This is a genomic window from Claveliimonas bilis (assembly GCF_030296775.1).
Taxonomy (GTDB): Bacteria; Bacillota; Clostridia; order Lachnospirales; family Lachnospiraceae; genus Claveliimonas; species Claveliimonas bilis.
The window spans coordinates 2,830,666-2,854,318 of record NZ_AP027742.1; the positions used below are offsets into that span (position 1 = coordinate 2,830,666).

The 23,653-nt window shown below is 45.9% G+C and carries 26 protein-coding genes and 1 tRNA gene; 6 read left to right on the forward strand and 21 right to left on the reverse strand.

What is annotated here, in order from left to right; translation table 11 throughout:
* Nucleotides 1-127 precede the first annotated feature (127 nt).
* From R2J37_RS13645 to sdaAB, 17 genes are all read right to left on the reverse strand, one after another.
* Nucleotides 128-406, reverse strand: coding sequence for a hypothetical protein (locus R2J37_RS13645; protein WP_316265584.1), 279 nt, complete (start codon nucleotides 404-406; stop codon nucleotides 128-130).
* Nucleotides 407-576: 170 nt separating this feature from the next.
* Nucleotides 577-1,305: an NAD-dependent protein deacylase gene (locus R2J37_RS13650; protein ID WP_316265586.1), complete on the reverse strand. Its 729-nt coding sequence runs from the start codon at nucleotides 1,303-1,305 to the stop codon at nucleotides 577-579.
* 19 nt (nucleotides 1,306-1,324) lie between these two features.
* Entirely contained in the window at nucleotides 1,325-1,771 is a 447-nt protein-coding gene (locus tag R2J37_RS13655; protein ID WP_230105171.1) for a MarR family winged helix-turn-helix transcriptional regulator, read from the reverse strand.
* Nucleotides 1,772-1,809: 38 nt separating this feature from the next.
* The gene (locus tag R2J37_RS13660) at nucleotides 1,810-2,901 is read right to left on the reverse strand and encodes an NAD(P)H-dependent flavin oxidoreductase (protein WP_316265587.1); all 1,092 of its coding nucleotides are present in this window, start codon (nucleotides 2,899-2,901) and stop codon (nucleotides 1,810-1,812) included.
* Nucleotides 2,902-2,911: 10 nt separating this feature from the next.
* Entirely contained in the window at nucleotides 2,912-4,627 is a 1,716-nt protein-coding gene (locus R2J37_RS13665) for an acetyl-CoA carboxylase carboxyltransferase subunit alpha (RefSeq protein ID WP_230105169.1), read from the reverse strand.
* A complete protein-coding gene (locus R2J37_RS13670) occupies nucleotides 4,624-5,982 on the reverse strand; it encodes an acetyl-CoA carboxylase biotin carboxylase subunit (protein ID WP_230107586.1) in 1,359 nt (452 codons plus the stop codon). Before R2J37_RS13670 ends, R2J37_RS13665 begins: the two co-directional genes overlap by 4 nt.
* Before the next feature lie 19 nt (nucleotides 5,983-6,001).
* Nucleotides 6,002-6,430: a 3-hydroxyacyl-ACP dehydratase FabZ gene (fabZ, locus tag R2J37_RS13675; RefSeq protein ID WP_230105168.1), complete on the reverse strand. Its 429-nt coding sequence runs from the start codon at nucleotides 6,428-6,430 to the stop codon at nucleotides 6,002-6,004.
* 17 nt (nucleotides 6,431-6,447) lie between these two features.
* Complete coding sequence (accB, locus tag R2J37_RS13680) at nucleotides 6,448-6,954, reverse strand: acetyl-CoA carboxylase biotin carboxyl carrier protein (RefSeq protein WP_230105167.1); 507 nt, start codon at nucleotides 6,952-6,954, stop codon at nucleotides 6,448-6,450.
* 16 nt (nucleotides 6,955-6,970) lie between these two features.
* On the reverse strand, nucleotides 6,971-8,209 hold the full coding sequence (fabF, locus tag R2J37_RS13685; protein WP_230107585.1) for a beta-ketoacyl-ACP synthase II: 1,239 nt from the start codon (nucleotides 8,207-8,209) through the stop codon (nucleotides 6,971-6,973).
* Entirely contained in the window at nucleotides 8,209-8,949 is a 741-nt protein-coding gene (gene fabG, locus R2J37_RS13690; protein WP_256193047.1) for a 3-oxoacyl-[acyl-carrier-protein] reductase, read from the reverse strand. Before fabG ends, fabF begins: the two co-directional genes overlap by 1 nt.
* Before the next feature lie 54 nt (nucleotides 8,950-9,003).
* Nucleotides 9,004-9,936 carry an ACP S-malonyltransferase gene (fabD, locus tag R2J37_RS13695; protein ID WP_316265591.1) on the reverse strand — a complete coding sequence of 311 codons (933 nt, stop codon included), beginning with the start codon at nucleotides 9,934-9,936 and terminating at the stop codon, nucleotides 9,004-9,006.
* Nucleotides 9,929-10,867, reverse strand: a complete 939-nt coding sequence (gene fabK, locus R2J37_RS13700) for an enoyl-[acyl-carrier-protein] reductase FabK (RefSeq protein WP_230105164.1) — start codon at nucleotides 10,865-10,867, stop codon at nucleotides 9,929-9,931. The genes fabD and fabK overlap by 8 nt, the downstream gene beginning before the upstream one ends.
* 91 nt (nucleotides 10,868-10,958) lie before the next feature.
* Nucleotides 10,959-11,183: an acyl carrier protein gene (gene acpP, locus R2J37_RS13705; RefSeq protein ID WP_256193044.1), complete on the reverse strand. Its 225-nt coding sequence runs from the start codon at nucleotides 11,181-11,183 to the stop codon at nucleotides 10,959-10,961.
* An 83-nt stretch (nucleotides 11,184-11,266) separates the two neighbouring features.
* Complete coding sequence (locus R2J37_RS13710) at nucleotides 11,267-12,232, reverse strand: beta-ketoacyl-ACP synthase III (RefSeq protein WP_316265593.1); 966 nt, start codon at nucleotides 12,230-12,232, stop codon at nucleotides 11,267-11,269.
* A gap of 134 nt (nucleotides 12,233-12,366) precedes the next feature.
* Complete coding sequence (locus R2J37_RS13715) at nucleotides 12,367-13,095, reverse strand: class I SAM-dependent methyltransferase (protein ID WP_316265595.1); 729 nt, start codon at nucleotides 13,093-13,095, stop codon at nucleotides 12,367-12,369.
* Between the two features lie 130 nt (nucleotides 13,096-13,225).
* Entirely contained in the window at nucleotides 13,226-14,101 is an 876-nt protein-coding gene (sdaAA, locus tag R2J37_RS13720) for an L-serine ammonia-lyase, iron-sulfur-dependent, subunit alpha (protein ID WP_256193040.1), read from the reverse strand.
* Nucleotides 14,102-14,117: 16 nt separating this feature from the next.
* Nucleotides 14,118-14,795 (reverse strand): L-serine ammonia-lyase, iron-sulfur-dependent subunit beta, encoded by a 678-nt coding sequence (gene sdaAB, locus R2J37_RS13725; protein ID WP_230105159.1) that lies wholly within the window; start codon nucleotides 14,793-14,795, stop codon nucleotides 14,118-14,120.
* 258 nt (nucleotides 14,796-15,053) lie between these two features.
* On the opposite strand from sdaAB, the gene R2J37_RS13730 reads away from it, so the two are divergent.
* From R2J37_RS13730 to R2J37_RS13740, 3 genes are all read left to right on the forward strand, one after another.
* A tRNA-Leu gene (locus tag R2J37_RS13730) sits at nucleotides 15,054-15,136 on the forward strand.
* Between the two features lie 288 nt (nucleotides 15,137-15,424).
* Nucleotides 15,425-15,715 carry an LPS biosynthesis protein gene (locus R2J37_RS13735; protein WP_230105156.1) on the forward strand — a complete coding sequence of 97 codons (291 nt, stop codon included), beginning with the start codon at nucleotides 15,425-15,427 and terminating at the stop codon, nucleotides 15,713-15,715.
* Between the two features lie 47 nt (nucleotides 15,716-15,762).
* Nucleotides 15,763-16,104: a phenylpyruvate tautomerase MIF-related protein gene (locus R2J37_RS13740; RefSeq protein ID WP_256193039.1), complete on the forward strand. Its 342-nt coding sequence runs from the start codon at nucleotides 15,763-15,765 to the stop codon at nucleotides 16,102-16,104.
* A 17-nt stretch (nucleotides 16,105-16,121) separates the two neighbouring features.
* On the opposite strand, the gene R2J37_RS13745 is transcribed toward R2J37_RS13740, so the two are convergent.
* The gene (locus R2J37_RS13745) at nucleotides 16,122-17,618 is read right to left on the reverse strand and encodes a PH domain-containing protein (RefSeq protein WP_316265600.1); all 1,497 of its coding nucleotides are present in this window, start codon (nucleotides 17,616-17,618) and stop codon (nucleotides 16,122-16,124) included.
* Nucleotides 17,605-18,093, reverse strand: coding sequence for a PH domain-containing protein (locus R2J37_RS13750; RefSeq protein WP_230105153.1), 489 nt, complete (start codon nucleotides 18,091-18,093; stop codon nucleotides 17,605-17,607). Before R2J37_RS13750 ends, R2J37_RS13745 begins: the two co-directional genes overlap by 14 nt.
* Nucleotides 18,094-18,271: 178 nt before the next feature.
* On the opposite strand from R2J37_RS13750, the gene R2J37_RS13755 reads away from it, so the two are divergent.
* The 3 genes from R2J37_RS13755 to R2J37_RS13765 all read left to right on the forward strand — a co-directional run bounded on the left by R2J37_RS13755 (nucleotide 18,272) and on the right by R2J37_RS13765 (nucleotide 21,550).
* On the forward strand, nucleotides 18,272-18,976 hold the full coding sequence (locus tag R2J37_RS13755; protein ID WP_316265602.1) for a response regulator transcription factor: 705 nt from the start codon (nucleotides 18,272-18,274) through the stop codon (nucleotides 18,974-18,976).
* A complete protein-coding gene (locus tag R2J37_RS13760; protein WP_316265606.1) occupies nucleotides 18,948-20,510 on the forward strand; it encodes a sensor histidine kinase in 1,563 nt (520 codons plus the stop codon). Before R2J37_RS13755 ends, R2J37_RS13760 begins: the two co-directional genes overlap by 29 nt.
* A 311-nt stretch (nucleotides 20,511-20,821) precedes the next feature.
* Nucleotides 20,822-21,550 carry an HAD family hydrolase gene (locus R2J37_RS13765; RefSeq protein WP_316265608.1) on the forward strand — a complete coding sequence of 243 codons (729 nt, stop codon included), beginning with the start codon at nucleotides 20,822-20,824 and terminating at the stop codon, nucleotides 21,548-21,550.
* A 25-nt stretch (nucleotides 21,551-21,575) separates the two neighbouring features.
* Here R2J37_RS13765 and R2J37_RS13770 read toward each other — a convergent pair whose 3' ends face one another.
* Nucleotides 21,576-22,631 carry a carbohydrate kinase family protein gene (locus R2J37_RS13770; protein ID WP_316265610.1) on the reverse strand — a complete coding sequence of 352 codons (1,056 nt, stop codon included), beginning with the start codon at nucleotides 22,629-22,631 and terminating at the stop codon, nucleotides 21,576-21,578.
* 51 nt (nucleotides 22,632-22,682) lie between these two features.
* The gene (locus tag R2J37_RS13775) at nucleotides 22,683-23,531 is read right to left on the reverse strand and encodes a class II fructose-bisphosphate aldolase (RefSeq protein WP_316265612.1); all 849 of its coding nucleotides are present in this window, start codon (nucleotides 23,529-23,531) and stop codon (nucleotides 22,683-22,685) included.
* Nucleotides 23,532-23,653: the final 122 nt, after the last annotated feature.

Here is a 23,653-nt window from a genome sequence, read left to right on the forward strand (position 1 = left end):
AAACTGGTATGATGACAGTATAAATCTATGGAACAATTTAATAGAGCAAGCGTTTTATTTTCATGAGAGGGGAAACATATGAGAAAGTTTAATAAAAAACCATTTTCACAGCTCTGTTGGTCTATCTCTATTCCATCCTTGCCGTTCCTGCCATAAACTTCCGATTAGAACAGAGCATTTCAGACCCCATAAGTCTTGTCGGTTTCCAGGCCATACATGTCATCATCTCATACATATTGTTCGCTCTTGCGATCGTAAACATAGGCCGGGAGAAGAAGCGGTCAGAGTCATTGTTATGGGAAATCCTCTTGATCGACCTCCCATCTGTCTGGATGGCAACCTTATCGATCCAGATATATTTATTCGCTATGTATGCCGGAGTCTCACTCTTAGAAACGAATGCCATGTTTCTGACCCGCATAGGCGCGTTGATGGCAGGCGCCGAGATTTACCGATATATCAGATATATCAAAGGCAGGAAACATAAAACAGAATCCGAATGATCTGAAACATAAAATTCAGGGGAGACCGCAACTTTTCGCAAGGTACGATCTCCCCTTCTTATCATCCTATATTTTATCTTACCTGGATCTGTCCCAATATTTCTCCGATAGGCGCCGCAATACTAAGTTCTGCCCCCACTTCTTTTGCAGTGGCGCTCTTATTGATTACCACCAGATGTTTTTCGTGAAAATAGTCGATAAAGCCTGCCGCCGGGTATACTACCAGGGATGTGCCTCCAATGATCAGCGTATCGGCGCTGCTGATAGCCTCTATGCTTCCCCGGATGGTAGATCCGTCCAGACTCTCCTCATAGAGTACCACATCCGGCTTGATGATCCCGCCGCACTGGCATCTGGGAACTCCCCGGGATTCTTTTACATAGGCTGCGTCATAGAATTTTCCGCATTTCTGGCAGTAATTCCGGTGAACGCTGCCGTGGAGCTCATACACCTTTCGGCTTCCTGCCATCTGATGAAGTCCGTCAATATTCTGGGTGATGACCGCCGCAAGCTTTCCCTTCTCCTCCAGCTCTGCCAGCTTTTTGTGAGCCTGATTCGGCTTCGCCTCAAGACATACCATCTTCTCTTTATAAAAATCATAAAACGCTTCCGTATGACGCACAAAAAAGCTGTGGCTTACAACCTGCTCCGGAGCGTATTTATACTGCTGGTGATAAATACCGTCAGCGCTTCTGAAGTCAGGTATTCCGCTTTCTGTAGACACACCTGCCCCTCCAAAAAATACGATCCTTTCACTGTCATCAATAATTTCCTGCAGCTTTTTTATCTCTTCTTCATACATATTCATCCCTCCCGGAGCCTTATGATTTCTGACTGTACCCCCGGAAAAATTCAGACAATCCGTCCAGGGTTTTCATCAGGACCGGAATCTCATCTTCGCTTAGCTTCGCCAGGATCGCTTCTGTCATCTGGCGATGATAATCTTCGTGGTGCTGATAGGCACGGATACCTTTTTCTGTAAGCTTTACATAGACAACTCGCCGGTCTTTTTCGCTTCTGCTTCTTGAAACATAAGATTTGTTTACAAGGCTGTTCATAGCTGTCGTCAACGATCCTACCGTAATATTCAGTTTTTTTGCAATGGATGACATATTGTTACCTTCCTCTGGGCCGATCGCTTCTATGACATGCATATCATTGTTGGTGAGATCTTTAAATTCTTCTGTAATGATCGCTTTTTCTTCCAACTCCCAGATTTCGTTGATAAGATTCACCAGGATATCGTTGATCGTTTTGTATGCATCCATGAAAAGCCCTCCTTCCTGTAAACATTTCTCTATTTCTATTATACCGGTTCCGGCAGCAAAGAGGCAATGACTTCTTTCACTGTTTCGATCCTTTTTGCCTTATAGGCATATGCTCCGCAAAAGAGAAGAGCCTGTTCCGTCTCTCCTTTTGCCGCGTTGATCAGTGCGTCTGTGATACAATATGGTATCTCCTTTGGATTACAGGAATGAAGGCACTGATGGCAGGGACTGTGAGGAATTTTTCCTTCCTTTATGACCCTCTCCATAAACGCGTTCCGGATTGCCCTTCCCGGCATTCCCACCGGGCTTTTTACAATGATAATATCCCCTTTTTCCGCTTTTATATAAGCTTCCTTATATCGGATATCCGCATCACATTCTTCTGTGGTTACGAAGCGTGTCGCCACCTGTACGGCGTCTGCTCCCAGCTCAAATGCCCGTTTTACCTGCTCTTTTCCCTCTATTCCGCCTGCAAGGGCTACCGGGATTTTCCGGCCGTATTTTTCTTCAAATTCTCTCACCGCTTCCAGTATATTCCGGATTTCCTCTTCATAGGAATCTTTGCCAAAATGCTCCAGCTGATCTTTAGTAAATCCAAGGTGCCCCCCTGCAAGAGGTCCTTCTATTACCAGAAGATCCGGAATCCTCTGATATTTTCTGTCCCAGTACCTTAAGATAACGCGGGCAGACTTTTCTGTGGAAACAATGGGTGCAAGCAGTACTTTTCTGTCTCTTTTATATTCTGTCTCTGCTTTTTTTGCGATCCTCGGCAGATCCATGGGAAGGCCCGCTCCCGATATGATAAGATCTGCTCCTGCTTTGATCACTTCCCTGACATAGTCCTCATAAAATTTCATAGCCACCATCAGATTGAAGCCGATCACACCATCCGGCGAGATCTTTCGTGCCTTCTCATACTCTGTCGTTATCGCTCTTAGGTTGGCCGCTTTGGGATCCCGGTCAAAATCCGGTTCCCGATATCCAATCTGTGCTGCGGAAATGATTCCGATTCCTCCCTCTTTGGCAACAGCCCCGGCAAGACCGCCAAGGCTGATGCCCACTCCCATTCCTCCCTGGATCACCGGGAGTTTTGCTGTAATCTCTCCCAGCTTTAATGGCTCTATTTTCATATAAATTCTCCTACATACGGCGGAAACGCTGATATCTTCTTTCTGTCAATTCTTCTTCCGGCATTTCCTGATAAACAGTTAAGAACCTCTGAATATCCTGGCAAAGGTTCTCCGTTACCTTCTCTATGTTCATAACCGTATAGTGCTCCGGTTCCGGAATCACCTTTTCTACGATCCCCGCCCGATAAAGATCTCCGGCAGTCAGTTTCATGACTTCTGCCGCTTCTTTTGCCTTGGTACTGTCTTTCCACAATATACTTGCAAATCCTTCCGGAGACAAAATTGAATAAATGGAATTTTCCAGCATCCACACCTCATCGGCGGTAGCCATAGCAAGTGCGCCGCCGCTTCCGCCTTCGCCGATAATAACAGAAAGTACCGGAACTTTCAAAGCGGACATTTCATAAATGCTTCTTGCAATCGCTTCTCCCTGCCCTCTCTCTTCTGCTTCCAGTCCGCAGAACGCGCCGGGCGTATCTACAAAACAGATGACCGGTCGATGGAATTTCTCTGCCTGTTTCATCAGCCGGAGAGCTTTGCGGTATCCGTCCGGTGAAGGCATTCCGAAATTCCGTTCAATATTCTCTTTCGTATTTGTTCCTTTTGCCTGTGCGATCACTGTTACCGGCTGTCCTTTAAACCTGGCAACGCCTCCAATGATCGCCTTGTCATCTGCAAAATATCTGTCTCCGTGAAATTCCATAAAATCCGTAAATAAAGCACGGATATAGTCTTCGCCTACCGGCCGGTCCTTCATTCTGGAAAGCTGCACTCTCTCCCACGCGCTGATATCCTGGCCGGAAAGCTGTCCTTTTTCCTTCTGGTTTTCAGATTCTTTCAGGGAAGGGCTCTCAACCGCTGCCTTCTCCTTTTTATGAAGTTTAAGGATCTCCGAAAGTACTGATTTCATTTCCTGACGCTCTACAATCCGATCCACAAATCCATGTTCCAAAAGGAACTCGGATCTCTGGAATCCTTTCGGAAGCTTCTGACCGATAGTCTGTTCAATCACCCTCGGCCCTGCAAAACCGATCAATGCTTTCGGTTCAGCCAGGATAACATCTCCCAGCATGGCAAAGCTTGCCGTCACGCCTCCCGTTGTCGGATCTGTCAGTACGGAAATATAGAGAAGGCCTGCATCGCTGTGGCGCTTCAATGCAGCAGATGTCTTAGCCATCTGCATAAGGGATGTGATCCCCTCCTGCATTCTGGCTCCGCCGGAACAGGCGAACAGGATCACAGGCAGCTTTTCTTCTGTTGCTCTTTCTATTGCTCTTGCAACCTTTTCTCCCACTGCCTCTCCCATGCTTGCCATGAAAAAACGACCGTCACATACGCCGATCACAGCGTCGGTCCCCTCAATCTTCGCTTTTCCTGTCACAACTGCTTCCCGAAGATTTGTTTTCTCCTGGACTGCCTTCATTTTTTCCGGATATCCCTTATAATCCATAGGATTTCCGCCGATCAGGTCTTTGTCCCACTCCTCGAATGTTCCCGCATCAGCGATCATTTCAATCCTTCTGTAGGCATGGACGCGAAAATATCCTCCGCACTTCGGACAAATATAATATCCCCGTTTTACATCTTCGGCAATAATAGCGCTTCCGCATTTATTACATTTTCTAAGCAGTCCTTCCGGCACTTCGGGGCGTTTTTCCCGCAATGAAATATAAGATTTTTTCCCAGATGCTGTTCTGGTCTTTTTGAACATATTTTCTAACTTCATTTCTTCGCTCTTTCCAGTTCCTCAATAAATTCAATATCTATATTTCCAGCTATGTAATCCGGGTTGTTCAGAATTTCATACTGGTAGTCTACATTGGTGTCGATTCCCTCAATAATGATCTCGCCGAGAGCGCTCTGCATTTTCCGTATGGCTTCCCCGCGGTTTTTGGCCCACACGATCAGCTTGGCGATCATGGAATCATAGTAAGGCGGGATGGTATAACCGCTGTAAATTGCAGAATCGATGCGTATTCCCTTGCCTCCCGGAAGATAGATATCTGTGATCGTCCCCGGTGAAGGGCGGAAGCCTTTTTCCGGATTTTCAGCATTGATTCGGCACTCGATGGCATGACCGGTAAGTTTTACATCTTCCTGGGTATAGGAAAGCTCCATTCCAGATGCAATGCGGATCTGCTCTTTGATCAGATCAATGCCTGTCACCCATTCCGTAACGGGATGTTCCACCTGTATTCTGGTATTCATTTCCATGAAATAGAAGTTTCCATTTTTTTCCAGAAGAAATTCAATGGTTCCCGCATTGACATATCCTGCTGCCTTCGCAGCCTTTACTGCCGCCTCGCCCATTTGCCGGCGCAGATCTTCTGTAAGGGCCGTGGAGGGAGATTCTTCGATCATCTTCTGATGATTTCTCTGGATGGAGCAGTCTCTCTCTCCAAGATGAATGACATGTCCGTATTCATCCGCCAGAATCTGAAATTCAATGTGACGCGGGTGTTCTACAAAGTGCTCAATGTACATCGTATTATCCCCGAACGCCATCTGCGTTTCCTTCTGTGCTGTCAAAAAGCTGGACTCAAATTCTTCCGGTGTCTGTGCAACGCGCATTCCTTTTCCGCCGCCTCCGAGAGCTGCCTTTACAATAACAGGATACCCTACTTCTTCCGCGACTTTGGCACCGCTTTGCGCATCGTAGATCGGCTCCTTACTTCCCGGAATAACCGGCACGCCGGCCGCCACCATTGTATTTCTTGCTTCCTGCTTATTTCCCAGCTTTGCAATGACTTCGGCTTTCGGGCCGATAAAGGTAATGTTGCACTGCTCGCACAGCTCGGCGAATCTGCTGTTTTCTGAAAGAAATCCAAAACCCGGATGAATGGCGTCGGCTCCGGATATGATCGTCGCGCTGATAATGCGGTCCATGCTTAAATAGCTCTCTGTCGAAGGCGCCGGACCGATACAGACCGCTTCATCTGCAAGCTGCGTATGAAGCGCTTCTTTATCCGCTTCCGAATAGACGGCAACGGTCTCAATCCCCATTTCCCGGCACGCCCGGATAATGCGCACTGCAATCTCGCCGCGGTTGGCAATCAATACTTTTTTTATTTCATGTCTCATCTGTTTCACCTGTTTCCTCTTAACCTACCATAAAGGTCAGCTCCGCGCTGACTACAACCTTCCCGTCCACACTGGCTGTTGCCTCTCCAATTCCCATGGGACCTTTGGCTTTGATAATCTTAGTCTCCAGTCTCACTTTATCTCCGGGAACAATTTTCCCTTTAAATTTACATTTACTGATACCGCCGAAATAAGCGATCTTTCCCTTGTTTTCTTCCTTGCTTAAAATTGCAACCGCACCTACCTGTGCAAGGGCCTCTACCGTCAGAACGCCGGGCATAACAGGCTCCTGGGGGAAATGCCCTTTGAAGAAGTCCTCCCGGTATGTGACACATTTGTATCCCACAGCAAACTGTCCCGGTTCATAATCTTCGATGTAATCCACCAAAAGGAACGGATGTCTGTGAGGTATGATCTCTTTGATCTGATTAATATCTAAATGGTTCATATGTCCTCCTTCCGGAACTAGGAAATGCGGAATAAAGGCTGTCCGTACTCAACTCCCTGCCCGTTTTCTACAAGGATCTCCGCAATAGTTCCGTCGTAATCACTCTCAATTTCATTCATCAGCTTCATAGCCTCAACGATTGCAAGTACCTGTCCTTTTTTCACTGTGTCGCCCACAGATACATAGGCCTTTGCATCTTCTGCCGGAGCCGCATAAAATGTTCCTACAAGGGGAGACTTCACGATCTTTCCGCCAAGGTCTGCCGCCTTCACTTCTGTTTCCTGTACTTTATCATCAGCGCTGGTATCCTCCGCTGCTCCTGTACTTTCTCCCGCTGCCGCGGAAGATACAAAGGCTGGCGTGCCGGCTGCAAATTCCATAGCCGGGCCGGAACACTGTGTCGCAATTACAGTGTCTTTTTGCTTTGTCAGATGTATTTTTACCCCTTTTTCTTCATATTTCAGCCCAGTCAGTTCTGAATCAGATACTGCCTGGATCAATGTCAGCAGGTTTTTAAATTCCATGTTTGATATACTCCTTTTACTCTTCGTATTTTTTAATCAGTAAAGTAGCATTGTGTCCGCCAAATCCAAGGGAATTTGTCATGGCGTAATGAATTTCTTTTTCAACCGGCGCTCCTATAGCATAGTTCAGATCGCACTCTTCGTCTGCCTGAACGGTTCCCATAGTCTGATGGATGAAGCCGTCTTCAATGGCCTTTACACAGGTAATAAATTCTACGCCGCCGGCTGCTCCAAGCAGATGACCGATCATGGATTTTGTAGAGTTGATCACTACATCTTTTGCCGCTTCGCCAAAAGCTCTCTTGATGGCTCTTGTCTCAAACAGGTCGTTGTGATGTGTACTTGTTCCGTGAGCGTTAATATATTCAACCTGCTCTGGCGATACGCAGGCTTCCTCCATAGCAAGCTCCATGGCCTTTGCGGCTCCGGCTCCGTCCTCTGCCGGAGAGGTAATATGGTACGCATCTCCTGTAGATCCGTATCCGACTACTTCCGCATAGATCTTCGCTCCTCTGGCCTTTGCATGCTCCAGCTCTTCCAGAATCACAACTCCGGCTCCTTCTCCCATAACAAATCCATCTCTGTCCTTGTCAAAGGGGCGGGATGCTTTCATTGGATCTTCATTCAGAGAAAGCGCGGTAAGCGCGGTGAATCCTGCCACTCCAGTAGGACAAATCGCACTTTCTGTTCCTCCGGCGATCATAATGTCTGCATCATTGTACTGAATTGCCCGGAATGCATCACCAATACAGTTTGTACCGGAAGCACAGGCTGTCACCACATTCGTACATTTTCCTCTGAATCCAAGCTGAATGGAAACATTCCCTGCCGCCATATTGGAGATCATCAGAGGCACCATAAGCGGATTTACTTTGCCAGGTCCCTTCGTGCTGATCTTCTCACAGCTGGATTCTGCCTGCTGCAGACTTCCGATTCCGGATCCGATAATGACGCCGGCGCGGAAAGGATCTTCTTTTTCAATATCAAGTCCTGAATCCTCATAGGCTTCTTTTGACGCGGCAACAGCATACTGTGAAAATGCTTCCATTCTCTTGGCCGCTTTAAAATCCATTCTTTCTTTTGCCACAAAATCTTTGACTTCTGCAGCGATCTTTACTTTATAATCAGAAGTATCAAATTTCGTGATAGGCCCGATTCCTACTTTTCCTTCTTTAATTCCTGCCCAGAAATCTTCTACCGTATTTCCGATCGGAGTCACCGCTCCAAGTCCTGTCACTACTACTCTTCTTTTCATCATATTGCCATTCCTCCGTCTACCTGGATCACCTGTCCTGTAATATAACCTGCAGCGTCTGAAGCAAGGAAGGCTGCTGTCTTTGCAATATCTTCCGGTTTTCCGAATTTCCCAAGGGGGATCTGAGCAATAGACGCTTCTTTTACCGCATCAGACAGTACGTCTGTCATCTCTGTCTCAATGAATCCCGGTGCAATTGCGTTGACTGTAATTCCTCTGGAAGCCAGTTCTCTGGCCGCTGCCTTCGTAAGACCGATCACTCCGGCCTTTGAGGACGCATAGTTTGCCTGTCCTGCATTTCCGCTGATTCCCACAACAGAAGACATATTAATGATACGTCCGCTTCTTTGCTTCAGCATCTGCCTGGAAACAAAACGGATCGTGTTAAATGTCCCCTTTAAATTCACGTCGATCACCTGGTCAAAGTCCTCCTCTGACATCTTCATCAAAAGACCGTCCCTGGTAATACCTGCATTGTTCACCAGAATATCAATTCTTCCATACTCTTTTACAACATGTTTCAGAAATTCTTCGCATGCGTCAAATTCTGATACATTACACTGATAAATTTCAGCGCTGCCGCCGTTTTTCTCTATCTCAGCCTTTACTTCCTCTGCCCGCTCTTTCGAACCATTGTAATTGATCACCACAAATGCTCCGGAAGCTGCAAGTTCCAGGGCAATTGCCCGTCCGATTCCGCGGGAGGCTCCTGTTACTACCGCTACTTTCTGTTCTGCCATTTTCCATTTGGGACGGGGTATTTTGAAAAATATCCCGTCCCTACCTCCTTCGATTTACTTTAAGTTCTCTACCACTTTTTCCACATCGTCCCATATCCCGATGTTGTATACCTTCACATCGCGGCTGATCTTCCGCATAAATCCGGCAAGTGTCTTTCCCGGACCGATCTCCACAAAAGTGTCCACACCGTCGGCGATCAGGTTCTCCATACTCTGCTGCCATTTTACAGAAGAGCTGACCTGCTTTGCCAGCAGATCTCTTGTCATTCCGATATCGCTGACCTGCTCTGCTGTTACATTTGTCACATACGGCACTTTCAGAGGGGACAGCTCAACGTCCTTCAGAACTTCAGCCAGTTCTTCCCCTGCTTTTTCCAGCATAGGAGAATGGAACGGACCGCTTACGTTAAGCATAACTGTCCTTTTCGCTCCGGCCTCCTTCAGTTTCTCTGACGCTTCCTCCACTGCCTTTGTCTCTCCGGTAATGACAATCTGTCCCGGACAGTTGTAATTAGCAATGGAAACGCCTGCCATTCCTTCAATGACTTCTTCAATGGCTTCTCCTGTCATACCCATCACTGCCGCCATGGCTCCTTCTCCTGCCGGCACCGTGTTCTGCATCAGCAGACCTCTTTTTCGCACCAGACGGATGGCATCTTCATCTTTCATGCCGCCTGCTGCCGCAATAGCAGAATATTCTCCCAGGCTTAAGCCCGCCGTCACATCCGGATGGATGCCGGCTTCCTCCACAACCTTTGTCATGGCAAGGCATGTGGTTACCAGCGCTGCCTGTGTATATTCTGTCAAATCCAATTTATCGTTCTCATGAAAGCACAGGTCTTTCATGTCAATGTCCATGTTATCTTTCAGTACTTCTGACGCCATATCATATACTGCTTTGGCGGATGTACTGTTTTCGTAAAAATCTGCACCCATTCCGCATTTCTGGGCGCCCTGCCCCGGGTAAATAAATGCAATCTTACTCATAAAATCCTGCTCCTTTTATCAGCGCATCTGTTTCCTTCACCAGCTTATCGATCAGCTCCTTACAGGTCATTTTTTCTTTTACCATACCTGCGATCTGACCTGCCATTACACTTCCGTTCTTCACATCGCCTTCCACAACGGCCTTGCGAAGTCCTCCAAGTGTCAGAAGCTCCAGCTCTTCAAAGCTTGCCCCGCTGTTTTCCAGTTCCAGATATTTTTTTGTCATGTCGTTTCTAAGCGCACGGACCGGATGTCCTGTCGTACGTCCTGTCACGCGTGAATCAATATCTTTCGCTTTAAGGATACGCTCTTTATAGTTTTCATGTACCTGGGACTCTTCTGTCACAACAAAATGAGTTCCCATCTGTACTCCCTTCGCTCCCAGCATAAATGCAGCGGCAATTCCTCTTCCGTCCGCAATTCCTCCGGCAGCAATTACAGGAATATTCACGGCATCTACTACCTGCGGTACCAGTACCATCGTCGTATTTTCACCAATGTGTCCTCCTGCTTCCGTACCTTCTGCCACAAGAGCATCAGCTCCGCAGCGCTCCATACGTTTTGCCAGTGCAACGGAAGCAACAACCGGTATAACCTTTACTCCCGCTTCCTTCCACATCTTCATGTATTTTTCCGGACTTCCGGCTCCTGTTGTAACAACCTTCACGCCTTCTTCCACAATAACTTTTGCCACGTCATCCGCATGAGGACTCATAAGCATGATATTTACTCCAAAAGGCTTATCAGTCAGTTTCCTTGCCTCCCGGATCTGTTCGCGTACCCAGTCCGCCGGAGCACTTGCAGCTCCAATAAGCCCAAGCCCACCGGCATTTGATACGCCGGCTGCCAAGTGATACTCTGCAACCCAGGCCATTCCTCCCTGAATAATCGGATATTCTATTCCAAGCAATTCGGTTACTTCTGTTTTCATATTGACAACCTCTTTTTCTTCTTTCTCTGTTTTTATTTCTCTTTTTGTTTTCTTACTCAAAATCAACTGCTCCCATTTAAGGCGCAGGTTCTTATTGATGGGATTCGATATATTTTACAACGTCGCCTACTGTTGCGATGCTTTCCAGATCTTCTGTCGGAATCTCTACATCATACTCTTCTTCCAGAGCCATAACCAGTTCAAACAGGTCCAGAGAATCTGCTCCCAGATCATCTTTGAAGGATGATTCCTCTGTAATTGTTCCAGCGTCCACTCCCAATGAGTCAGCGATCATTTCTTTAATTTTTTCTAACATTTTTGTTCTCCTTTTCTTCTACTCTTTCATTTCTTTTATTACATCACTGCTGTAAAACAGTGGTGTTCTCTTGCTTCATTCTGTTATTTATTCCATTCCAGGATAGTTGCCCCCCAGGAAAGTCCCGCTCCGAATCCTGCCAGGATGATCTTCTGACCTTTCTTCAGTCTTCCGTCCCGGCTCATTTCATCCAGAAGGATCGGAATGCTGGCGGAAGAAGTATTTCCATATTCCTGAAGATTCATAGGAAATTTGTCAATGGACACATCCAGTCTTTTGGCTACCGCTTCCACGATCCTTTTATTTGCCTGGTGAAGGATAAAATAGTCAATCTCTTCTGCTGTCATATTATTTTTTTCCAAAACCTCTTTGACAGCTTCCGGCACTCTTTTGACGGCAAACTTAAATACAGCCTGTCCGTCCATCTGCATATAAGTCTCTTCCAGCGGAATCTCTTCCCAGTTTCTGTTATGTCTGCTGGTACAGGTCAGCGCCTCTCCCTTAAAACCATCGGAATGAGTGACCGCTCTGTAAAGCTTTCCCTCTGCCGCCTTTACAACTGCAGCTCCCGCACCGTCTCCAAACAGGATACAGGTTCCTCGGTCCTTCCAGTTTGTAAGATTGGATAAACTTTCACTTCCAATGATCAATACGGTTTGGTACATGCCGCTGGCCAGATAGGCAACAGCAGTATTGTAGGCAAAAACAAACCCGGTACATGCCGCACTTAGATCAAAGCAGGTCGCATTTACCGCGCCGATCGCTTTTTGCACTTCGCAGGCCGCGCATGGCAGGATTACATTGGAAGAAATGGTAGACACCAGTATCAGATCCACTTCTTCGGCAGAAACATTTCCATTTTCCAACGCTTTTCTCGCAGCGTCGGCTGCCATGGAAACGGTTGTTTCTTCCTGGATGATATGGCGCTTCACGACTCCTGTCCTCTCGCGGATCCATTCATCATTTGTCTCAACGAGCTGTGCAATATCGTTATTATCCATTGTATGTACAGGTATATATGACCCTGTGCCGCATATTACTCCAGTCATTTTTTGTTTCCTCGTTTCCTCAATTCTTCTGTTACTCAAATATTTTTAATTATGAATATTTTGACTTTCAAAGTATATAGCAGCATATACTCTCTTGTCAAGTACCTGAATTAATTTTGTCCCATCTCTTTCTTTTACAATTTGGCTGCACCGACTAAAAGCATCATCGGCCTCCTCATTTCATCTTTCATCCCCGGGATATCTATCATTGCCGGATCCGGCATGGCTTCCTCCAACGCCTCTATCACAAAACCATTCTCAAGGAGACCTCCCAGGATCTGTGTCAGCGTATGGTGCTGTTTAATTACATCCTTTCCCAGAAAATTCGTTTTTCTCTCTCCCGGATAAAAATAGTCATCCACCGGCCAATACAATACATTCCCCTTGTCATCTCGGATCCATTCCTGACCTACACTTCCGGTAAATACCGGATGTTCTATATTAAAGAGAAATTTGCCCCCTGGTTTCAGCGTATGGTATACCTTCTGATAAATCCCATTTAAATCCTGAATATAGTGCAGGACAAGATTCGACAAAACGATATCGTATTCATTTGCCGGATAAGAATAGTCTTCTGCCCCGCATACCTGATACTGTATCCTGTTGTCGCTGTTCCTCTTCTGCGCCTCCTCGATCATCCGCCGGCTGGAATCTATCCCCCTTACTTCTGCCGCGCCTTTCCGAACTGCATAGGCACAATGCCATCCATACCCGCATCCGAGATCCAGAACTTTTTTCCCTTTCATTTCCGGAAAAAATCTGCAAAACTGATGCCACTCTCCAGCTCCCTGCAGCCCTTTTTCACTTCTTTCCATCTGCGCGTAAGCCTGGAAAAACCCTTCATCATCATATATATTTTTCATCACACACCTCATTTCTGACGGTCTTTCAATAACCCAAGATCAAGATATCAGTAAAACAAACATGTCCGCAAGCATACAGGAAGCGCTGACAGCCGCCAGCGCTCCTTCTCTTTTACATACAATAATGAAATTATATTTCCGCTGTCATCTTCTCCGCAACTTCCATGCCCTTCAGGCTGGCAGCCACTCCTCCTGCGCCTGTCTCGCGCAAAGTGACATCCATCTTTTCTCCAACTTCCCTCATGGCATCGATCACCTGATCTACCGGAATCTGGCTTTCAATTCCAGCCAGAGCCATATCCGCTGCTGTCAATGCGTTTACAGCTCCGCCTACATTTCTCTTCACACAGGGAACCTCGACCAGCCCGGCCACCGGGTCACAGACAAGTCCCATCAGATTTTTCAGCGCCATTGCTGCTGCATGTTCCATCTGCATAATATCGGCTCCCTTTACATGACATATGGCTGCTGCCGCCATGGCAGAACCGGATCCGATCTCCGCCTGACATCCTCCTGCTGCACCTGCCAGAAATGCACGGTTTGCAATGACCTGACCTACGCCGGCCGCTACATACATTGCCTCCACCATCGTTTCCTCCGGCACTTCATTTTCTTTGAAATAAGGGATCAGAACCGCCGGAAGAACACCGCACGCCCCGGCTGTGGGCGCCGCAATGATTCTCTTCATACATGCATTGTTGCATCCCATTTTCAAGGCTACTGTCATGACTTTCGCAATAAAATCTCCGCAAAGAGTATCTCCCTTTTTCTGATATTCCTCCATCTGGCCGCCTTCTTTTCCAACCAGGCCGCTTCTGGATACAAGATCCGGCTCATAAGCGTCCACGTTTTCACACATAATGCGCCACATGCGTGTCATCTCATTCCAGGAATCTTCCGTCGAAGCCCCTCTCTCATTGCAGTCTTCCAATTGTACGGCCTTCCAGAACTCGATTCCTTCCGCTTCACATCTTTTTCTTATTTCTTCCATTGACTGATATGACATATTCTTTCTGGCCCTCCTATTCCTCTGCTGTTCCGCTCACATTCAGAAATGTTACTTTAATAATGCCCTCCAGATTTTCCAGCCAGGAAATTGCCTGATCCGGAATAATCTGATCCGTCTCGATCACCATAACGGCATAGCCGCCCCTCTTATCTCTGAAGAGCTGCATGGTTGCAATGTTGATCTCCTTCTGACTCAGGATATTCGCCACCTGAGCCACATGTCCCGGCTGATCTACATTATGTACGATCAGAGTATTGCTCTCCGCGTTAAAATTCACCTCAATGTCATCCAGCTTGCTGACTTTAATTCTTCCGCCGCCAATGGAACATGCCTGTATCTTCAGACTGTCTACTCCATCTGCTTCCAAAGTCATCTGAACTGTGTTTGGATGAGCTCCCCTGATCTCCTTTTTCTGAATGGTAAAATCCATCCCCCATTCTTTCGCAATTTCAAAACTATTTGGAATGCGCATATCGTCAGGCTTCATCCCCAAGAGTCCTGCTACAATGGCTCGGTCTGTACCATGTCCCTCTCCCGTCGCTGCAAAAGAACCGTGCAGATAGATCAATGCCTTTTTCGGCTGTTTCCCAAGAAGCTGTCTTCCTATCAGCCCAATTCTGACTGCCCCCGCAGTATGGGAGCTGGATGGTCCTACCATTACCGGACCAAGAATGTCGAAAATACTTGCCATTTTTTTACCTTTCCTTTCTACTCTACAGTATTTACTGCCCGCCCCACCGGGCCACATCACGGGAATCTGCCATCCTCCGACCGGCATGACAGATGGGAGGCCCGTGCTTCCTCCGTCTGTAGTTGCTTTTATGTCTCATAAGCTAAGTTAAATTTATTATACCATATAGCGACTTTAGAAACCTCATAAATATTTTTTAATTTTTTCAAAAAAACATTTGCAAATCTCTTCGTTATGTGATATGATACTTCTTGTCGAGCGGAGATGGCGGAATGGCAGACGCGCTAGATTCAGGTTCTAGTGGGAGCAATCCTGTGAGGGTTCAAGTCCCTTTCTCCGCATGGATTTAGAAGAGCGGAAATCCTTTATTTTTCAAGGGTTTCTGTTCTTTTTTTATTACTTTTACGCCGGTAAAATTTGATTACCTTTGATTACCTTTTAATGGAAAAAAATTTCCTATTAAACCAAAAAAGAGCAAGAGACAGACTTCCGGAAAATCCGGGAGTCTGTCTCTTGCTTTTACACCCTTCCGGATGTTATCATGGTCAGGGAGTACCGGCATGTATGCGAGGCAGAGAATGCTATTGTTGTATTCCATTTCGTAGAAAGAAGTTTTCAGGAGGTACAAAATGATCATTGAAAAAAATCCAAAAGAACTGGCTGCAATGGAAGAATTTCACAAGGGCAACCGTAAAGAAGGACTTCGGCTCCAGGAAGAATTTGCCGCTAAGTTTCGCGAAGAATATAAGGACAAGGATCACTGTCCCTGTCAAAAAGCCTGTAAATACCATGGAAACTGTAAAGAATGCGTGGCAATCCACAGAGCGCACCAGGAACATGTACCGAACTGTATGAGAGCCATGATAAATAATAAACTGAAAGTTCTGTCAGAATTGACAGAGCATACTTTCTGCCCGTAACAAACTGCCCGGATCATCTTTATTTTTTCAGACAAGGAGGAACCCATATGCCATTTATAAATACGAAAACAACTTTACCACTGGATGTTTCCAAAAAGGAAACTCTCTCTGACGGCCTCGCACAGATTGCAAAGGACTGTCTTGGAAAATCCGAAAACTGGCTGATGACCGGATTTGAAGAAAAAGCTGACATCTATTTCCGCAAAACCTGGACAGCCGCCGCCTACATCGAAGTAAAATTGTGCGGTCATGCCGATTCTGCTGCATTTTCACAGATGACAGAAAAGATCTGCTCCCTCTATGAGAAGGAGCTTGGACTTCCGGGTGAACGCATCTATGTATCTTATTTCCCCACACCGGACTGGGGATGGAATGGGAAAAACTTCTGATTTCCACTTACCATCTATTACCGGCCAAGAATTTTTTCTTTTATCTTTTCCTCCAGATTCATGCGGAAATAAGGAATATCATGTTCCCGCATACTCACTGCGGCAAGAAGGGAGAAGGATCCTTTCTGAATGCCGCAGAGTCTGGCAGGAAGATTCTGTTTTAGCTCCACATATTGAATCTTGTCATATCTTACCGCAACCAGAGTCTTTCCGAAAAATCCATCGGCAGTTCTCAAAACCCGCTCATCCACAGCAATTCCCGCTGTCAGATAATCCATAAGAACCAAAACAGGAACAAAAATTCCGGCAAATACGGCAACTGCCACTACGATCATCCGGTATTCTTCCAGAAATGCAACCACTCCCATCGCTGTCAATATCAATACTGCCTCGTATATGACAAGAGGAATTGCTCTGACGGCCAGGGCAAGCGCGGGCTGCCTTGTCACCTTTGCATCGACCACGCCTGCAAATTCCGGCAACAGTTTTTCTAGTTTCTCTTCTACATCTTTTTTCTTACCATAAAGGATAAAGAAGGAGTTTTTTTCCGACTTATCATCCCCCATACCTACATTGATCAATTCTGCCATACACATTCCCATTGCCCGTGCGATCAATGTCTGGCGGATTTTCAATGCCTGTATTTTATCAACAGGAATGGTGTATTCCACCTTCTTCAGGACTCCATACCGGATATAGAGTTCGTCTTTTCTTCTTTTAACGCCAAAATCAAAGTAACGGATGAAATCTTTTACTATGTCCCATATGGCAGACAAAATAAAAGAAAATGCTGCAAGGATTCCTACAATACTGCTTATGGCAGTCTTCAGAACTTCTCCTTCTTCTGTAAGGCGTGACAAAACTTCTATCAGTCCGCCCACTCCCACAACTACAACTACAAGAGAGAGTACTGTAATTGAGCAGAACCCATGCCGCAGTATATCTGCAGTGGAAGCTGTCACATCAAACGTTTCCCTGCCGTGATCATCGACAACAGAAAGTCCTTCTTCAGCCGCCTCCCCTTTTGCTTCCTTAAGGAGGACCGCAACTGTACGGCGAAACGCCTCTGCATCCGCCTTTTTCAAAACGATCTTCACATCCGTCTGATCCGCCGTAGACAGACTGCTTGTATCGATCTTAATTTTGCAGGTTCCCATGATCATCTCAAATAAATTCTGCTCTGTATTAATATTGGAAATATTTTTTATGCCGATGGTATTTACCTTCTGATTCACCGTATTTCTCTCGATCACGATCGTCTGTCCGTCTATATAGATCCATGTCTTTGACCATGTCCACATTTGCTTTACCGCCGCCGCAATAAAAAGCAGAAGGATTCCTCCTACGATCATCAGACCTCGTCCGGCTTCTGCAAAGGAAAAATCAACCTCCATCAGCTCATCTGCATTCTGGATCAGGATTCCGAACGCAACTGCGGCCAGCGCCGCAAATCCGCCACCGATCTGTTCTGCCACGATTGAAATATGATTTCTGATCTTCTTATTCTTCTCCATTTTCCCTTCTCTGCTCCACTACAATCTCATTGATCCTTCTGCGCAGGCTCTCTGCAATCTGCTCTGCCTTCTTTTCATCCAGAAAAGAAATCGTCACATCTCCGCCGGCAGTCGTCACTACTACCTTTGCCACTTTAAAAATCTGATCGATCGGCCCTTTTGCGGTTTCCAGTTTATGCAGCCTTTCAATCGGTACAATATGCCTCTTTACAAACAGATACCCTTCCTGAATGTCAATACATTCTTCATTAATGCTATAGCGATATCTGTGATAACGGAAAACAGGACTGATCAGAGCGTCGATACCGATCAGAATCAGGAGCGCCAATGAAATCCATTTCCCGATCTCAATATCTTTTGGAAAAATCCAGAAATAATTTACTGCTCCCAGAATCGCTATTACGACAACGGCTGTAAGGATACCCGCCGTGTACATACAGTAAAGCGCATTTTTCGATAATTTTTCGTATTTCATTTTCCCTCCTCCTTATGTACTTTTATACTATCTCAATAATACAATTAAGTCAATTGATATCTTTTTCATTTTGTAATCTTAAGAAAATTGTAAAAAATATGAATAAAATTTCTTGCTCCTTTCTGCTATACTAACTTCAGTGTTCAGGAGAACCATTTGGCACACAGGAGGATTTATTATGGAACAGTACTGCATTTTAGTCGTTGACGACGACCGGGAGATCGTTCGCTCTCTTGGGAAACTTCTTGAGCGGGAGGGCTATGGGGTCAAAAAAGCTTATGACGACAAAGAAGCCCTGGATCTTCTTTTGTCTGAGACCATTCATCTTATCATCCTGGATGTCATGATGCCTCAGCTTAACGGCCTGTCCGCTCTCATGAAAATACGGGAAAAGAACAACATTCCGGTCATTATGCTGTCGGCCCGAACAGAGGAAAGCGACAAAGTGATCGGCCTGTCCATGGGTGCGGATGACTATGTAACAAAACCATATAATACGGCAGAACTTATGGCGAGGATCCGCTCACAGCTTAGGCGGTATTTTTCTCTTGGATCAGCTCTTTCGCAAAATGATGGCGACACACTGAAAAACGGCAGTCTGCTCCTTGACCGCAATACAAAACAGGTAACTGTAGACGGCGCTCCGGTAAAACTGACTGCCACAGAATTTAAAATCCTGGAGCTTTTAATGGAGCATCCCGGCTATGTCTTTTCCGCTGAACAGATTTACAGCCGTGTATGGAAGGAAGACGCCTATGCCGGGGAAAAAACAGTCATGGTACATATTCGCAGAATCCGGGAAAAAATCGAAATCGATCCGAAAAATCCAAAATATTTAAAGGTGGTGTGGGGAATTGGTTACAAAATTGAAAAAGATACCTAGACGTACAAAAATCGTATTCTTTGCATGGCTGCTTAGCGGCTGCATCCTGGCCGGAATCGCCGGGATGAGTCTATTTTACTTATGGAACGCCTATTATTTCTACAATTCTATGGGACACATGTTTCGTCTGCTCCTTGGCGGGCTGGCAGGTATTGCTGTGCTTATCTACCTTGTTTTTCTCTTTTACCGTCCTTCCTCCTGGAAAAATATAAAGCCGTTGTCTCTGGATCATATCCATCTGGAACTGCTGGCGGCTTTTACCGGCTTCACCGGCTTCCTCTGGCTTCACTCGCTTTATATCTGTATGAGAGACAGCCTGCTGTTTGGTTACTTTTTCATTGGTCCAGGCGCTGTGCCCATTGTATCTGTTCTCTTTTTTCTTCCGCTGGCACTTTTGTTCCTTGGCGAATGTCTGCTTGTGATGCGGCGCTTCCTTCTTGGCAGTGTAAAACAAACTTCACTATTATATGGGATGGCAGAAAAATGGCGGGAAGCTACCCCTCTGGAGAAACGCCTTGCAAGGAAAAATCTGTGGCCGTTTCTCTTCATCCTCGCGGGAGTCGGATGCTGTATCTGGGTGGCTTTTGATGCGGTCGGTTCTGTGTACTTTCTGTTCATCATAGCAGGATCCGCTATTATATTGGTTGCCGCCGCCAAAGGACTGATCCACAACCGCATTTACAAAGACCTGGGATGTCTGATCCAGCAGATCAATGAAATGGCAAAAGGAGATCTGAATACTTCCGTTTACTTTTCGGAAAATTCGGAACTTTATCCGGCGTCACAGTCTCTTCTGGCAATCCGTTCCAACCTGAAATCTATTCTGGAAAAGCAAATGAAATCCGAACGGATGAAAATAGAACTGATCACCAATGTATCCCATGATCTCAAAACGCCTCTCACATCCATGATCGGCTATGTGGAACTTTTAAAAACAGAACCTTTAAGCGACGAGGCAAAGGACTATGTGGAAATTCTGGCTGACAAGCAGGAGCATCTGAAACGGATGATACAGGACATTTTTGATCTGTCAAAATCCACAAGCGGCACAGCAGAGTTTGAACTGGAAGAACTGGATATGAAAAAACTTCTGGAACAAACTCTTGGAGATATGGAAGACGCCATTCAGAAAAGCGGCATGGTCATCCGGGAAAATATCGCCGAAACGCCTCTGAAATTTATCGGAGATGGGAAAAAGCTGTACCGCGTACTGCAGAATCTCCTGGACAACGCTCTGAAATATTCCATGAAAGGAACCCGCATTTTCGTTTCTGCTGAAAAAAAAGAACAGAAAGTAATCGTAACGATTAAAAACACCGCCTCTTATGAGATGGCTTTTACTCCTGAAGAGATCATGGAACGATTTTCACGGGGGGACAAGTCCAGAAATACAGAAGGACACGGCCTGGGACTTGCCATAGCCGAAAGCTTCGTTAAAAATATGGGAGGCGAGCTGACCGTCCATATAGACGGAGATCAATTCAAAACATCTCTCTGCTTCGATCTGCTGGGAGTCTCTTCCGAAGAAATATAACATGTATAGAAAAGCTGCTGTCTGGATCCCGATCTCCCAGACAGCAGCTTTTAATTCTCATAAAAAACACCAAAACAAAAAACGAAAACAATTAAAAATATGTGAATCAGCCGGCACTTTCTAACCATTCACTTTTTCAAGCGCAAGCGATAAAACTATCCTCCTTCCATTCTTCTTTCTCCTACTATCAAGTATAGTAACATTCTCTGACAAATGCCAATTGTTTTTCCACATATATTTATAGACAAATTCTATAACCCTTCTTTTTCATATCCTGTATAATAGACATTAACAAAAATTGGAGGAACTCTATGTATAAAACTTGCATTTTTGATCTATACGGCACATTAATCGATATCCATACAGACGAAGAACAACCATTGGTATGGGAAAAATTAGCTCTTTTTTATCGGTATTACGGTGCTTCCTATACGCCGGTCCGGCTTAAGGAAGCCTATGAGAATATAACAGAAAATCAATCAGCCGGAAATCTGTTCCGGGGAGACTCTCACGAAGCATTCCCCGAGCTGAAACTTGAGCATGTTTTTCTTGAACTTTTCACCAGGAAAGGCGTAGAAGCCAACACGGAACTTGCCATTCACGCCGGTCAGTTTTTCCGCATCTTATCTACAGAATATATCCGGCTTTATCCTCATACGCTGCAAATGTTGGAAGCATTAAAGAAAGCCGGGAAAAAACTTTATCTTCTCTCCAATGCACAGAAGATTTTTACGGAGTACGAAATGAAATCTCTCAATCTCCGGGACTATTTTGACGGCATTTTTCTGTCGTCAGATTACGGAATCAAAAAGCCGGATCCGCGCTTTTTTCAAAAGTTAGCAGATACCTGTCATATTTCTCCTGCCGGAACCATTATGATCGGAAATGACGGCAACTGTGATATCGCCGGCGCAAAACAGATCGGATGGGATACACTTTATGTACATTCTAATATTTCGCCAAAAGAAGCAGCGCCCGCTGCCACATTTGTTCTGCCGGAAATGGATATGAGAAAGATCCGGCAAATTCTCCTCAAGTAAAAAGGAGCAGGTAAAACCTGCCCCTTTACTGCTTCGCCCACCCGGCTTCTATTTTCTTCTCCAGTTCTTCCAGAGTTCTTAAACCTCCCAGTGCATCGTAGGCTTCCACACAGCTTGCCCCTTCCGCCGCCGCCAGATGAAGGCAGGTCTCTATGGAGCGCCCGTCCATAACCGCTTTTAGAAACGCCGCAATACATGTATCTCCAGCCCCTGTTCCGGAACGAACGATTTCCGGCTTATAACTTCTCTCAAAAATCCTGATCTTGCCATTCTGAAAGTACAGCCCGGCAGCTCCGCATTTAATCAGCAGATTTCCGGTTCCCATTTCCAGGACTTTCTCCGCCAGGGGAGCAACGTCTTTTTCAATATCCAGCACAGTGGTAATATCCTGACTGCCGGCTCTCTTCTGCCATTCCTCGTATCTCTTCTTATCGACCATGGCGCAGAGTTCTTCCACACTCGGAACAAAATAGTCCACATAGGGCAGCACGTTCCGAAGGATCTTCTCCCAGTCGGCTTTTCCCGCCTCGCTGTCCTCATCTACAAACGCCATATCAAGAGATGTAATCGTTCCCGTCTCTTTTATCCGCCGGAACATCTCGATCAATTCTCGTCCATCCTCTGCATAGGTACGCTTCATAAGAGGAGGATACCCAAAATGGAAAAGGTCTGCCTCAGCAATTTTTCCAAAATCCAGATCCTCCAGTGAAAAGGTATCATTCGCTCCCGGATTATGCAGAAAAATCCGATCTGTTCCCGGAGGCGCGATGGCTATTGTATAAGACGTACTGCTGTCCTTTGATACAATAAGTCCCTTCTCCGCATTATACTTCTGAAAACGGCTGTACACGATCTGTCCCAGCTCATCTTTTCCGATTTTTCCCATCAGCTCTACATCAGCGCCCAAAAACTTTAAAGCCAGTCCGGTGTTTGCCACAACACCGCCTGTACTTAGGGTAATATCCTTCATCTGTGTCAGCTTGCCCGGAACCATGATCTTTTGAAGCGGCAGGACTTTTTCTGCCGAAAACACCGGAGTGATATCCAGACAGACATGTCCCGCAACAATGATCTTTGCCATATCCTCTGCTCCTTTCCCTTACGTTTTCCAAACAGACGCATATGCTTTTATCTAAGCTCTGTTCACGCTTCCGAACACCTTCATTTTCTTCATGGTCTCCTGCTTCACTGCCTCGATCACCTGATTCTGTATATTCGTCTGCCCCAGTCCTTCCCTGTAATTTTCATAAGCAGCCTTTGCGGCGATACAGTTGATATCCGTGAAAATATTAATCTTCGTAATTCCGTTTGCCACACAGTTTCTGAAATCGTCATCGGAAAGTCCGCTTCCCCCGTGCAGCACTAAAGGAGTTTCTATTGTACGGGATATTTCCGCAAGCCTTCCGATATCGAGTCTGGGCTTTTCCTTATACGCTCCGTGAGCCGTTCCAATAGCCACTGCCAGCGCATCCACATTTGTCCGCTTGGCAAAATCCTTTGCCTGCTCCGGCTGGGTATAAATGCTGTCATCCTCTGCATCTGTTTTTCCCAGATTTCCCTCATTGGCTCCTACATGCCCCAATTCTGCTTCTACTGATGCACCAAAGGTTCCTGCTGTTTTCACCATATCCGCCACACGTTTTACATTATTCTCATAGGTATCTGTAGAACAGTCATACATGACAGAGGTATACCCCAGCTTCAGCGCCTCCATAATCCTCTGCTCGGTTACTCCGTGGTCGAAATGCAGCACGACCGGAACAGAAGCTTTCTTCGCCATGGGAACCATAAAATACGCCAGCTCTTCCAGTTCCGCATAAGGAAGAAGTACCTCTGCCGTTCCGATAATAACCGGTGAGCGCAGCTCCTCCGCAGCCTGTATCACCCCTTTTGTCATTTCCAGATTCACTGTATTAAAGAGTCCCACACCGTACTTTTTTTCCTTCGCATCCTTTAAAACCTCCCGTAATGTGACAAGCATACCATTTCCTCCTTATTTCCACTTTTGTTATATTGATTCATAAATCCAATTTACAAATCTACTTCTTCCAGTGTAGCGGAAAGACAGGGGAAAGTCAAAACATATTCCGGGTTTCCTGCTCT